Annotated in this window: 9 protein-coding genes, 1 pseudogene and 1 riboswitch; of the genes and pseudogenes, 6 read left to right on the forward strand and 4 right to left on the reverse strand. The window is 67.8% G+C overall.

The features are described 5' to 3' along the window. Positions 1 to 40: 40 nt before the first annotated feature. From AC6CH6_RS08180 to AC6CH6_RS08190, 3 genes are all read right to left on the reverse strand, one after another. On the reverse strand, positions 41 to 1,291 hold the full coding sequence (locus AC6CH6_RS08180) for a hypothetical protein (RefSeq protein WP_498254760.1): 1,251 nt from the start codon (positions 1,289 to 1,291) through the stop codon (positions 41 to 43). 202 nt (positions 1,292 to 1,493) lie between these two features. Continuing rightward, positions 1,494 to 2,705, reverse strand: a complete 1,212-nt coding sequence (locus AC6CH6_RS08185) for an McrC family protein (RefSeq protein ID WP_498254761.1) — start codon at positions 2,703 to 2,705, stop codon at positions 1,494 to 1,496. Continuing rightward, positions 2,689 to 5,100 carry an McrB family protein gene (locus tag AC6CH6_RS08190; protein ID WP_498254762.1) on the reverse strand — a complete coding sequence of 804 codons (2,412 nt, stop codon included), beginning with the start codon at positions 5,098 to 5,100 and terminating at the stop codon, positions 2,689 to 2,691. Before AC6CH6_RS08190 ends, AC6CH6_RS08185 begins: the two co-directional genes overlap by 17 nt. Before the next feature lie 108 nt (positions 5,101 to 5,208). Between AC6CH6_RS08190 and AC6CH6_RS08195 the strand changes: the two genes are divergently transcribed. The 5 genes and pseudogenes from AC6CH6_RS08195 to AC6CH6_RS08215 all read left to right on the forward strand — a co-directional run bounded on the left by AC6CH6_RS08195 (position 5,209) and on the right by AC6CH6_RS08215 (position 10,884). Then, positions 5,209 to 6,249: an HNH endonuclease gene (locus tag AC6CH6_RS08195; RefSeq protein ID WP_498254763.1), complete on the forward strand. Its 1,041-nt coding sequence runs from the start codon at positions 5,209 to 5,211 to the stop codon at positions 6,247 to 6,249. Positions 6,250 to 6,480: 231 nt separating this feature from the next. Next, positions 6,481 to 7,275: pseudogene (locus AC6CH6_RS08200) on the forward strand (TIGR03084 family metal-binding protein). Positions 7,276 to 7,817: 542 nt separating this feature from the next. Continuing rightward, positions 7,818 to 8,003: riboswitch (cyclic di-AMP (ydaO/yuaA leader) on the forward strand. A gap of 5 nt (positions 8,004 to 8,008) precedes the next feature. Continuing rightward, positions 8,009 to 8,509: an NlpC/P60 family protein gene (locus AC6CH6_RS08205; protein WP_498254764.1), complete on the forward strand. Its 501-nt coding sequence runs from the start codon at positions 8,009 to 8,011 to the stop codon at positions 8,507 to 8,509. A gap of 219 nt (positions 8,510 to 8,728) precedes the next feature. Next, entirely contained in the window at positions 8,729 to 9,928 is a 1,200-nt protein-coding gene (locus tag AC6CH6_RS08210) for a pyridoxal phosphate-dependent aminotransferase (protein WP_498254765.1), read from the forward strand. After that, the gene (locus tag AC6CH6_RS08215; protein ID WP_498254766.1) at positions 9,925 to 10,884 is read left to right on the forward strand and encodes a 2-hydroxyacid dehydrogenase; all 960 of its coding nucleotides are present in this window, start codon (positions 9,925 to 9,927) and stop codon (positions 10,882 to 10,884) included. Before AC6CH6_RS08210 ends, AC6CH6_RS08215 begins: the two co-directional genes overlap by 4 nt. 93 nt (positions 10,885 to 10,977) lie before the next feature. Here AC6CH6_RS08215 and AC6CH6_RS08220 read toward each other — a convergent pair whose 3' ends face one another. Then, on the reverse strand, positions 10,978 to 11,760 hold the full coding sequence (locus AC6CH6_RS08220; RefSeq protein WP_498254767.1) for an SDR family oxidoreductase: 783 nt from the start codon (positions 11,758 to 11,760) through the stop codon (positions 10,978 to 10,980). A 134-nt stretch (positions 11,761 to 11,894) separates the two neighbouring features. Here AC6CH6_RS08220 and AC6CH6_RS08225 point away from each other — a divergent pair, with 134 nt between their 5' ends. Further along, positions 11,895 to 12,845 (forward strand): helix-turn-helix domain-containing protein, encoded by a 951-nt coding sequence (locus AC6CH6_RS08225; protein WP_498254768.1) that lies wholly within the window; start codon positions 11,895 to 11,897, stop codon positions 12,843 to 12,845. The last annotated feature ends 250 nt before the right edge of the window (positions 12,846 to 13,095 follow it).

A 13,095-nucleotide genomic window follows, 5' to 3' on the forward strand; every position in this document is an offset into this window, starting at 1 on the left:
AGCGAGCGGGACTTCGGCGGCGCTAACGGCCGACACTCGATCAGTCCTGCTCGGCGCCTTCCTCGTCGTTGCTGCGCCGGCGGCCCGTCCTCTCGGTGATCCTGCTGGAGAACTTGCCCGTCGCCGCCCTCGCCCGGTCGTAGGTGTCACTGCCGACGCTCTTCACGGTGCCGACCCCCTCGGCCCCTGTCTCCAGGACCCTGTCTCTCACGTCCGCGGCCGCGGCCACCCATCGCCTCGCCTCCAAGGACTCTCGGTCGCGTTCGATCCCGAGGCGCCTGTGGAAGTCCAACACAGCGATGGCGACATCGTTGCTCGCCTGCACCACGGATCGCGAGTCCCTCGGGTGCAGCAGCACCTTGGTATTGGCCGTCCCTGCTGCCGCGTCCATGCGAGCCATCAGGCGCTCGGTGCTCCGGGAGATGAGGTCCCTCCGGTTATCCCGCGCAGCCCGAAGGGCAAGCCGGTGACGGTCCAATTCCTCCGGGGACGCGTCCAGTACGCGGTCGAGCTCGAGTACGGCGAGTGCATCCTGCAACTGGAAGCACCGGGCCAGAACGGCGAGCCACTCCCGGGTTCTGGTCTCGGCCTCCTTTGACGTCTTGGCGAGTTCCCCGAGCTTCGTCTTGCGCTCCATCTTCTCCGCGAGGGCGTCGAGCTGACGCAATGCATACGCCTGGGTACGGGCGATCGTCACGGACGTGGCCTGCACTTTCGACCAGGTGACCTCGGAAACCCGTCCCACCTGCTCCCGGATCAGCATGGCCTCCTCGATCACAAAGTCCAGGCCGATCATGTCCGCCAGCACAGCGTCCTTCTGGGCCCGCAGCACGTCATCGACCTTCTCGTCGATCGTGGCGAGATAGTCGGTGATCTCGTCCATAGTCTGCTGCATGGCGAGCTGCGCCATGATCCCGGCGGCACCGGCCAGGAGCGCCGGGTTGGCCAGAAGCGACCCGGGTGTCCTCACGACTTCCAGCAATCCGCTGATCTTTCCGTTCTCTGTCAGCACTGCACGGCTGACACCCATCTCAGAACCCTTCATCAGCTTGTACTTCTTCAGGTCCTGCGCGGACTTCTCAGTGAGTTTCACCCATCGGCCCGAGTTGGCTGCGATCTCGGAACCTGCGTGTGCCACTCCGGCGCCGGTGCTCAGGGCAGACCCCAGCCGTTGCAGTCCAAGATCCTTCGACGGCAAACCCTCAGAGACGAGGAAACGTTCGACAGCCCCCGGATTCCCGATGACTGCAAAGCCATGGTCGTCGCTGATCAAGTAGATTTCGTCGTTCATAGCCGGTTCCTGACGGTCGGGAGGAGTGGAGCGGCACCCGATGAGGACGGGGCGGGCACCTGCGGGAGGGAAGGCGCTTTTTCGGGATGGGGGTCCTCGCGCTTACCGTCCGATGTCCTTCAGCACACGATATTCCGTGGCCTCGTCGTAACCATCACTCGCCCCACCGAACGGCGACTCGAGTCGCATTTATGGCGCCAGATCACATCTCTTGGAACCAGGCGTCGGTCGGCAGCTCAATCTCCTGACATGTATTCACCCGCTCAGCTAATGCGTGGACCTGATTCAGCACTTCTTGCGGTGAGGCTGAGAGCTCAAGATGCCGCACGTACAGCCGTTTCTGGGCGTGTCGCACCTCATGCACAATCCGCGCCCGAGGCCCCTGCGCGTAGATCAGTGTGGCCTCCGGAAGCCCCGTCGCGGTGGCATAGGCCAGGAGCTGGTACAGGTCACCTTCATGACCAGACCCGTCGTCGCGCTTGTACTTCACGTCGCCCACGAAGCGCCACTGTCCGCCGACCCGCACACCGAGGTCCGGCACCAGCGGGACCTGCCCGCTCTCGGCCAGTGACAGCCCTTTCCCCCGCCAGCTATCGGGGAACTCAGTCTCCGTGAGGGCGACGGCCTCACGGAGGGCCGTGCGCACGAAGCGCTCGAAGATGTCGTGCAGGCGGAGCGTGAAGCCGACCGTGCCCACGGTTCCACCGGTGAGATCGGCCATGGAGTTCTCCAGCACCACCCGTGCCAAGCCGAGAACCTGACGGTAGTGCTCGTTCTGCCGGGTCCAGGTGATCGCGTCCAGACCAGAGAGGGGTTCCCTCAGCGGCCGGACGTGCTCGAGGCTGTGCCACAGCCGGTCCACACCGGCCGCGAGCGCCGGATCCGTCAGACGACTGTGGCGCAGCACTGTGAGTGCCTCGCGGAGGATCCGGTTTTCTGTGATGTCGTCGTCGTGCACCTGGAAACGGGACGCGACGGGTAGCGGCGCAAGTCGTCGCGCTTGGACGTTCCACCGCACTCGACCCTTCACCATCGGCAGGTCGGCGTCGACGGTCCGGTACGAGCGCAGCAGTCCGCGCTGCAGTGTCCGACGGCACGCGGCGACGAAGAGGGCGGCCATGCCGTCCTCGAGGTCGTCGACGCCGGCGATGGCCGACCAGCTCTCCTCCCACCGGAACGGGTCCGCGGCGTAGGCGGTCATGAACAGCACCCGGTCGATCGGGATCTTGGGCCGTACTACGATCGGGACGCCACTGACGGTCACGCTGCCCACCACGCCGCCGGGACGTAAGGTGACCTCGTCGCCGTAGCCGGTCGCGCGGACCACGGCCTCGAAGCGAGTCTCCAGCACGTGCCGCTGGGCGGAACTCAAGATAAGGGGTCCGGAGGTCTCCCACTCAGTCAGCTGCAGCATCGCCCGCCCTGTGCGTCACGGCCGCCTTCAGGGTCGCGAACTCGAGCTGGTCCAGAAGTTCTGGTCGGCGGTAGAAGACCTCTCGCAGAGTCGGCATCACGGTGTAGTCCCAGGCTCGCCGGGCTCGGGTCTCGTCCATCTGCGCACCCATGAAGTGGCTGGGTCCGACGTGCTGGTCCTTGTCCCTGATGATGCCGTTCGCCCGGTCGAGAAGTTCGGCGAGCCACTCCAGCTCGGCGTCGTGCTGGGCGAGGTGGTTCCGGAGCATGCCGTCCACCGGTGTCTCTCCCGGCCGCAGGTCCCGGACGTAGAAGCGCCGGCGCAGCGCTGAGTCCAGCGCGGTGATGGAGCGGTCGGCGGTGTTCATGGTGCCGATGAGGAACAGGTTCCTCGGCAGGCTGAAGCCCTGTCCGTAGGTCAGCGTGACTTCCTGGTCGCGGTACTCGAGCAGGTAGTAGAGCTCCCCGAACACCGCTGGGACGTTGCCGCGGTTGATCTCGTCAACGAGGAGGACGTAGGTGTCATCCGGGTGCGCCCGCGCCTCCTTGGCGATGCGGAGCAACGGGCCGTCGACCACCCGAAACGACGTCGGGTTCTCCGGGTCCGGCCGTAGTCCCTGCACGAAGTCCTCGTAGCTCGTCCCCGGATGGAACTGCGTGAGCATCACGCGCTTTGGGTTGCCGGCGAGGAACTCCGCGAGCTTGCGCGCCACGTAGGTCTTCCCGGTGCCCGGAGGGCCCTGCAGGATGATCTGATGCTTCAGCTGGAGCAGCTCGAGGGTCTCCTCGAGCCACTCGGCCCCCTCCTCGTCCAGGGACAGTGCGGCCGCGAGGTCCTCGAGGGAGCCCGACGACGGCACCTCCGCTTCCGGAATCACCGCCGGGGCGGTGACCACTGCAGCCGCCGGACCGCTGTCATGCGTGGCCAGTGCGACGGTCTTGCCAGTGCGCCAGGCGTCGAAGGCACGCCACTCGGCGTCCTCCCACCCTTCAGGGCGGTGGGTCCGGACGAGTAGATCGGCCAGCACGGCGGCGTCCAGACGGGTGCGCCAGAGATGCTCCGGTGTTCCGAGGCCAACGCGGGTGGCGTCGAGTCGCTCGAGGTAGAGGACGTACCGTTCCCCCACGGTGGAGGCGTCCTGACCCGAGTAGCCGTTGGCGAGGCGGTGGGACGTATCGGCGGCCTCGAACGGCCAGAGGGGGAACTCCTCGGCGCCCTGCGCCATGAGCAGCGCCGAGGCGAGTGCCATCTGGGCCCTGCCACTCGGCAACACGTCGACGGGCACCCGCTCCAGAAAGCGATCGATCGCCTCGCCGCCGCGGTGATCCGCGAAAGCGGTCAGGGCGTGCCGGGCGGCGGCGTCGTCGTTCTCCGCCCAGGAAACAATGGTCGACACGGCTGATTCGAGCCCCGGGTTCAGGTCGGCTAGCGCTGCACGCAGCGGCCCGCCCACCGGCGCCCCGCCGGTTGCCGCTCGCAGAGCCCCCGCGGCTCGGAGCGCACGATCTTCCCACACGGCGCGAGGCTGCTCCAGCACGTCAGCGAAACGCCGCGCCCAGGAGACATAGGTTTCCATCTTCGGGTTGGCCTGCTGCCATAGCTCCCGGTAGGGCGTCCGATACAGGTCCGTGTACGCGCGGTCCCCGAACCAGGCGTTCGGCTCGAGCCGCCGCACGATCTCGGCGACCTCGAACTCTGCACCTAGCCGTTCCGCGAAGAACTCGCGGAGCATTCGGCGGTCGTCCCGGCTCGTGATGGCCGGCGCGTAGTCGGGAAAGAGCATGTGCTCGAGGGCGAAACGCTGGCTCCACACGGACTGGTCGTCGAGGCCGCCCATGAAGCGCTGGAAGGCATTCCAGTCGGTGAAGACCGTAGAGCGCTCCGTGCGAGGTAGCTTCTTCGCAGCTTCGTAGACCCGGATGAGGTAGGCGAACATCTTCCAGCGATAGGTGTTGTACCCGGTTCCCGGATGAGCGACACCGCCGGCGAGCGCCTCGGCGAACTCCTCCGGCAGATCCGAGGTACCGGCGTCACGGTAGTTGAGGATCATCTGAATCTGTTCGCGCTTCGTCTTCGCCCGGGCAGCCCTTGTGGTGACGATGAGGTAGTACACGTACATCAGTTCGGCGGAGAGCTGTACAGCGTCCGTGCTTACGGTGGCCAGCTGGGTCTCGAGCTTTTCGTAGAAGGTTCCGGCGCCCAAATCAGGTTGCTCGACGAACGCCTCGACCAGTTCCTGCGCCGCAACTGCACCGTTGATCAGTTCCCCGCTGAAGAGGCTGCGATCGTCGATCAGCGAACGGTTCCGCCACTGCTCCGCCGCCCAGTACATTTTCTGCGCGGACGGAAGGGTCACGCGGGAACGACTGGTTGTCACGTCATCGGATTCGGTCATGGGAACCATTGTGTCTTGTCAGAGGACATGTGTCGGTCACTCGCTGACTGGCCCGCGCCTGTAGAGCCGCGCCTGGCCGTGACAGTTCCGTGGCCTAGGGTGCATAGCATGAAGCTGAGTGACCTCACCGATCCGGAAGCCGTCCTGGCGGCCATGCGGGAGTTCGACGATCTCGGGCGAGATCAGTTCCTCAAGAACTACGGTTTTGGCCGATCCAGCACCTATTTCGTGGATTACGAGGGCAGACGCTACGACTCCAAAGCGCTGCTGGGGGCCGCTTTCGGGTACCAGCACGGCCGACCTCTGCGTCATGAGATGTTCAACGGAGGCCTGAACACGACGGCGCGCAAACTGACGGATCTGGGATTCAATGTGGTCGGAGGAGACCCACGCGGGGACTCTCCCCGTCCTCCGTCAACCTTCGTGCTCCTGTGGAATCCCGGCAGTTGGGAATGGTCGCAGAACGAGCGCGATCGAGTGCAGCAACTCATCGCCGAACAGGGGCGGGCTCCGGACAGGTGGTCGACAGGGAGCCGCACGTCCGGTGTGCATCCCGGGGACCGGGTGTTCCTCCTCAAGGTCGGGACGAAGCCCCTCGGCATGATCGCCTCAGGAATCGCCCTTAGCGAGATCGAGTACGGGGACCACTGGGACACGGAACGGCAGGAGCAGACCCCGTTCGTCGATGTCGCCTGGGACACCCTGCTCGGCCCGCAGGAGGTGCTTCCTCGGGAGGTGCTCAAGGAAGAAATCCCGGACAGCGGCTGGACCTTCCAAGGCGGAGGCGTACTTCTCACTCCCGATGTCGCCGACGATCTGGAGCTTCTGTGGGCGTCCCATCGACCGGTCGAACGAGTGGCCTCGGCAATCGAGGCCCGCTATACCCAACGCCTCAGCAGACGCCGGCTGCACCAGCAGGCCTTCCGTAGGCTGCTTTTGCGGCACTATCCAGCAGAGTGCGCTGTCTGCGGGCTGGAGGAAACGTTCATTCTGGAGGCCGCTCACGTCGTTCCGGACAGCGAGGGTGGTCCGTCCGACCTCGCCAATGGACGGCTTCTGTGCCCCAATCACCACCGAGCGCTGGACGCGGGCCTGTACGAACTCACCGACGACGGGGCCGTGTGGAAGAACCCGACTCGAGCCTTCTGACATGACGGCGGCTGTCGAAACGGGGGCAGTGACCTGCACCCCAACGTTTTTGCCTCTATCACCCGCACCCAGAAGACATGTTTGCTGCCGCAAATCGAATAGCCGCGCACTTGGTGCCGCGAGCACTTGGCGGCTCGCACAAGGTGCCGCCGGCGTAGAGTCCGCCGAAGAACTGTTGCGAAGGGCAACCGACAGGATCCCCGAGAAGGAGCTGCGCACCGGGATGAGCCGATGACCCACCCCGACCCAGCCGTCCTGCTGGCCGACCTGTGCCAGGAGGGGGACCTGCTCGAGGAGACGCTGCGGCCGCTGTCCGCCGAGGACTGGGACCACCCCACACCGGCGGAGGGGTGGACGATCCGCCACCAGGTCGCCCACCTCAGCTGTACGGAGCGGACCGTGCTGACCGCCCTCGAGGAGCCGGAGGTCTTCGCGCAGCTGAGGGAGCGGTACGCGGCGGAGGCCGACGTCGTCGACCGCGGCGCCGAGCAGGGCGCGGCACGACCCCCGGTTGAGATCCTGGCGTCCTGGCAGGACAGCCGACGCCGCGTGCTCGAGCGGCTCGCCGCCGTGCCGGAGGGCAAGCGCATCCCGTGAATCGGCCCACCCATGGGCGCGCCCATGATGGCCAGCGCCCGGATCATGGAGACCTTTGCCCACGGCCAGGACGTCCGCGACGCCCTCGGAGTGCCCCCGGTCGCCTCGCACCGGCTGCGGCACGTCGCCCACCTGGGCGTGGCCACCCGCGACTACGCCTACCGGCAGCGCCGGCTGTCCCCGCCGACCGAACCGTTCCGCGTCGAGCTCACCCACGAGGGCGAGACCTGGACTTGGGGGCCGACCGAGGCGGCTCAGCGCGTCCACGACCCGGCGCTGGACTTCGCCCTGCTCGCCACCCGGCGGCGGCACCGACAGGACGGGAGCCTCGTCGCAGAGGGCCCCGACGCCGACGCCTGGCTCGACATCGTCCAAGCCTTCGCCGGCCGGCCAGGCCCGGGGCGGCCCCCGCTGTCGAAGACAGGATGAGAAGTGGGCGCCCCTGAGGGAAGGCTCTTGGAGCACCGCCCCGTTGCATACGCGGTGCAGGATGCAGAGCACGCACCCCGGAAGCGCCCGGAAAGAAACCCGGCCCACGCCGGGCAATCACCACATCAAGAGAATTTCCCTTTTGTGAATTCCTGACTGAACCCCGGAACGCACAAGGGAAATCACCCGCGCCACCCCGGAGGGAAAGGACCGCGTGTCGACGATAAGGTTTTGTGGAGCTTTTCCCACGAGCTGTCGCACCATGGCACGGGTGTCGTCCCCGCACACTCCGCTCCAAGGCAGGGGCGTGCTCGCCCGCGGACATGACCTGGGCTGAGCCCCAGGTCAAGACCACTTTCGTCCTGAGTTGAGCTTCCTGAGGGCCTCCATGGGCTCCCCTCACCAAGCAACCCGGTCTGAGTGCAGGGGTGCACTGCTGGGCCGATACAGAAGCCGAGACACGCCCGTGATCAAAGCGAGACTTTTCCGTTATCTTTCGATTAGTGTTCTCTCCGTGCCGGTCGCCTCACCGATCGGTATCCCCGTGCACATCGCCGAATTCTGCCGGTGCCCGGGGCCCCCAGACATATCGCTCGGCAGAAGCGGGGGAACCATGAACGGTCCCTCCCCCGGGACCTAGGGGTTAAGTCGTCAGGGCCCCCATCCTGACGACCGGGTGTCTCCCACCCGCATCCGACAGCTCACCTCGCAGGCAAGAGGGAGGACATCACTCATGCCCATTTTCCAGTCCCGCATGCCCCGCCACCGCGCCCAGAGCTCGTTCCGTCTCGGACGCACCGCGATCCTGACGGTTGCCGGCGGCGCCCTGGCGCTCAGCAGCGTGGCCCCGGCCCAGGCCGCCCCCGCCGCAGCCCCCCAGCAGCTCGTCAACATCCAGTCCCAGTCCGGCAAGGCCGCGACCATCGCCGCCGCCGCCAAGAACCAGCTCGGCGTGGGCCAGGACTGCACCGCCCTGGTCACCAAGTCCCTGCGCGCGGCCGGGATCAACCACCACGGGTGGCCGGCCTCCTACCTGAAGCTCGGCACCCGGGTCTCCGCCGCCCAGGCCCAGCCCGGTGACCTGGTCTACTACGCCAACGGCGGCATGGGCTTCGCCCACATCGCCGTGTACATCGGCGGCGGCAAGGCCGTCCACGGCGGCTGGAACGGCAACCAGACGGTCATCCAGACCGTCAACGTCGGCTCCGGTCCCGTGTACCTCCGCTTGCGCTGACCCCACGCACGTGAGCGGGGAGTGCGGTTCCCGGCCGTCCCGCCGGGAACCGCACTCCCGCATCCCACGAGCACGACCTCTGGACGCGGGAGTCCTCGCGGCGATGTCCACGGTGCAAATCCATCTGCGGATCACCCTTCCCAGCCAGATGCATGGCTCGTAGGCTCGACCCGGATCCGCCGGAGGATCGATCGCCAACTCGATGAGGAGTGGGACAGCATGCGCCAACTCGCGCACCGGCTCGAACGGCTGGGCACTGAAACCGCCTTCAGCGTCGCCCAGGCCGCGGCCGCCTGGACGGCGAAGGGGAACCGCGTTTACCCCTTCCACCTCGGCGACATCAACATCCCGACGGCCCCGCACATCATCGAGGCGATGGACCGGGCCATCGCCGACGGTCACACGGGCTACTGCCCCGGCCCCGGCATCCCGCAGCTGCGCGAGGCCCTCGCCGAGGACATCGGCTCGCGCCGTGGCATCGGCCTCAGCCCCGAGAACATCGTCGTGATGACGGGCGGCAAGCCCGTCATCACGAAGTTCCTGCAGACGGTCATGAATCCCGGCGACGAGGTGCTCTATCCAAATCCCGGCTTCCCGATCTACGAGTCGCAGATCGAGTATCTCGGGGGCACGGCCGTGCCGTACCGCTATCTCCCCACGGAGGACGGCTTCGCGATCGACCTCGACCAAGTGCGCGCCGCGATCACCCCAAGCACGGTCGCCATCATCTACAACGACCTGCAGAACCCCATCTCGGCCGAGTCGACGGCGGCCGAGCGCGAGGCCGTCGCGCAGCTCGCCCAGGAGCACGATCTCTGGGTGCTCTCCGACGAGGCCTACTTCGAGACGCGCTACGAGGGGGTCTCGAGCTCGATCGCGTCGCTCCCCGGCATGGCCGAGCGCACCGTCATCCTCTACACGTTCAGCAAGAAGTTCGCCATGACCGGCTCACGCCTCGGCTGCGCCGTCGCGCCACCAGAGATCGCCACGGTGTTCGGCACGCTCAACACCAACGACGAGTCGTGCACCACGCACTACGTGCAGTGGGCCGGCATCGAAGCGCTCCGCGGCCCCCAGGAACCCGTGCAGCAGACGCTCGACATCCTGCGCGAGCGCCGGGATGCCGCATGTGAGCTCGTGAACGCCATCCCCGGCATGCACGTGGCCGTACCGCAGTCGACCTTCTACCTGTTCCCCGACGTCACACGGACCATGGAGAGCATGGGCTACACGGCAGTCGGTGACTTCGCCACGGCAGCGCTGCACCAGACCGGCGTCTCCTTCTGCACTCGTGAGCACTTCGGCCGGCGCCAGCCGGACGAGGATCGGCAGTACATCCGGCTCGCCTACTCGGGCATCGACGTCGCCGACATCCGCGACGGCCTCGGCCGCCTGCGCGAGTGGATCGAGACGGCATGAGCCGGGTCGTCGTCACGGGACGCGTGCCCGATGCCGCGATCGAGAAGCTCCGCGCCGCCCACGAGGTCGAGATGTGGCCGGATCCGGAGCCGATCGGTCGCGAAAAGCTCCTGCGCCGAGTGGCCGGGGCGGATGCCGTCGTGAGCCTGCTCACCGAGCGCATCGACGCCGAGCTGCTCGACGCCGCCGGCCCGCAGCTGAAAGTGGTCGCAAACGTCGCCGTCGGCTATGACAACATCGACGTGCCCGCCTGCAGCGAACGCGACGTCGTGGCCACCAACACACCCGGCGTGCTCACGGACGCCACCGCCGACATCGCCTTCGGTCTGATCCTCATGGCGACCCGCCGGCTCGGCGAGGGGGAACGGCTCATCCGCTCCGGCCAGGACTGGAAGTGGGGCATGTTCTTCCTGCTCGGCAGCGGCCTGCAGGGCAAGACCCTCGGCGTCGTCGGCATGGGCGGCATCGGTCAGGCGACCGCGCGCCGGGCCAAGGCCTTCGGCATGGAGATCGTCTACCAGTCGCGCAGCGAGATCGATCCCCGGATCGCCGCCGAGCTGGGCGCCCGGCGCGTAGATCTCGACGAGCTGCTGGCCGTCTCCGACGTCGTGTCGTTGCACTGCCCCTACGGGCCCGCCACGCACCATCTGATCGGCGCCGAGCAGCTGGCGGCGATGAAGGACTCGGCGTACCTCGTCAACACCGCGCGAGGGCCGATCGTCGACGAAGCGGCGCTCGCGGCCGCGCTGCGCGAGGGCCGGATCGCGGGTGCCGGGCTGGACGTCTTCGAGCACGAGCCGCAGGTGCATCCCGAGCTGCTGGAGCTCGACAACGTGGTGCTGGTGCCGCACCTGGGCTCCGCCACCGTGGAGACGCGCACCGCGATGGCGGTGCTCGCCGCCGAGAACGTGCTCGCCGTGCTGGCCGGGGAACGGCCGCCGACACCGATCAAGTAGTAGCTGGACTGTCGGTTCCACCTCGAGCGGCGCGGGATTCCGGGGCCACGTCCCCGGCAGGACGGCCGCGGCGGTGACTCCGGCGACCACCCCTCACGAGGTGCCGCGGAGCCATTCCTCGAACCGGGTCGGGGCGGTCGTGAAGTCGCCGCGGGGCAGGAGGCCTCCGTTGCCCAGCGCCGTGAAGGACACCGGCACCCGGAGGACCTTCCCGTGACCACCTCGGCGCTGTTCGATCACACGGGCCAGCTCCGCCATGTCGCGGACCTCAGGCCCCACAATGACGGCGTCGTCGGAGGTCATCGTGCCGCCGGACTCCAGGGCACGGTCGGCGACGAATGCGGCGGCCTCGTCGGCGGCCAGCGGCCGGGAGCGCATTCCCGGCACCGCGGAGAACGGGCCGATGCGCATCTGCGACAGCAGGGTCTCGGCCAGTTCGTACCACTGCGCCGAGGCCACGAACGTGACCGGGACGGGCCCGGCACGGTAGGTCTGCTCCTGCGCGGCCTTGCCCGCGTAGTAGCCCATCCACCGGTGCACCTGGGGCTCCCGGGCGTTGAGGATCGTGACGCACACAATCCGGGACACCCCTGCCCGCTGTGCCGCCGCCACCACGTTGCGTGCGGTGGTGGTGAAGAAGTCGACGGCGCGCTTGCGGGACAGCGTCGCCAGGTGGAGGCAGTCCACCACGGTGGAGACCCCCTCGAACGCGGCGTCCAGGCCTCCACCGGAGTAGACGTCGACGCCCTGCCCACGAGACACCTCGACGACGTCGACGCCGCGCTCGCGCAAATGTGTCACCACCCGTGCGCCCAGCTGCCCGGTCGCCCCCAGGACCGCCACCTTCCGACGCCCGCCCTCGCCCGTGCGCTCCATGGCCCATCGTCCTCTTCCCGCCGTCCGCGCCTCGGTGCTGCTGGCCTCGATTCTCCTCTCCGGCCGGTCCTGCCGCGACTGACACTTTTCACACTGTCGTCGACTTCCTGCCATGGGGCTGGAAGCATGGACCCATGATCAGCAACGTGGCCGTCATCGTGTTCGACGAGGTCTCCCCCTTCGAGCTCGGGGTGGCCTGCGAAGCCTGGGCGATCGACCGCTCGGGCGACGGCCTGCCCGTCATGGACTTCGCCGTGTGCAGCCCCGACGGGCGACCGGTCCGCACGATCGCCGGCTTCGACGTGGCGGTCCAGCACGGCCTCGACCGGGTGGCCGCCGCGGATCTCGTGGTCCTCCCGGCCATGTCCCGGGACATCCCGGTCCCGGCCGAGGTGATCCACGCGCTGCGCGCGGCCCACGACCGTGGCGCCCGGCTCCTGTCCATCTGCTCGGGCGCCTTCGTCCTGGGTGTCGCCGGACTGCTCGACGGCCGCCGCTGCACCACCCACTGGATGCACACCGCGGAGCTGGCCGAGCGGTTCCCCGCCGCCCACGTGGTGCCCGAGGTCCTCTACGTGGAGGACGGCAGCATCCTCACCAGCGCCGGCACCGCCGCGGGTCTCGACGCCTGCCTCCACCTGTGGCGCCAGGAGTTCGGCTCGGCGGCGGCCAACACCGTGGCACGGCGCATGGTGGTGCCACCGCAGCGCCAGGGCGGTCAGGCCCAGTTCATCAAGGACCCGGTCCCTGAGCGCCGGGCCGAGACGCTGGACCCGCTGCTCACCTGGATCGTGGGACACCTCGACGAGCCGCTCGACGTCGACGCCCTGGCCCGGCGCGCCGCGATGTCCCCGCGCACCTTCGCCCGCCGCTTCCGCGACGAGACCGGCACCACCCCGCACGCCTGGATCACCGCACGGCGTCTGCACCGGGCCGAGCAGCTCCTCGAGGAGACCGACCTGCCCGTCGAGCGCATCGCCGCGGACGTGGGCTTCGGCAACGCGGCCACGCTGCGCCACCACTTCACCCGGATCCGCCGGCTCAGCCCCCAGCAATACCGCCGACGCTTCGCGACGACCTCCTGAGCACCGCCTCCTGAGTACCTCGGCCGCGAGAGCGCGTCTGAGATGCTCAGTCATGGTCATGGTCATGGTCATGGTCATGGTCATGGTCGCGAGCAAGCGTTCCGCTCATCCAGGACTCCGCGACAAGGCGCCGACAGACTTGGCAGAAAACGACCGGAGGTAGTCATTTCTGCCACTCGTGCGACAGGTTCCAGGCGACGAGGCTTGTCAGCGTGAGAGTGAGCCGGATCAGCCGGCACACCGCAGGCAA

The organism is Kocuria sp. GQ42 (genome assembly GCF_059758435.1).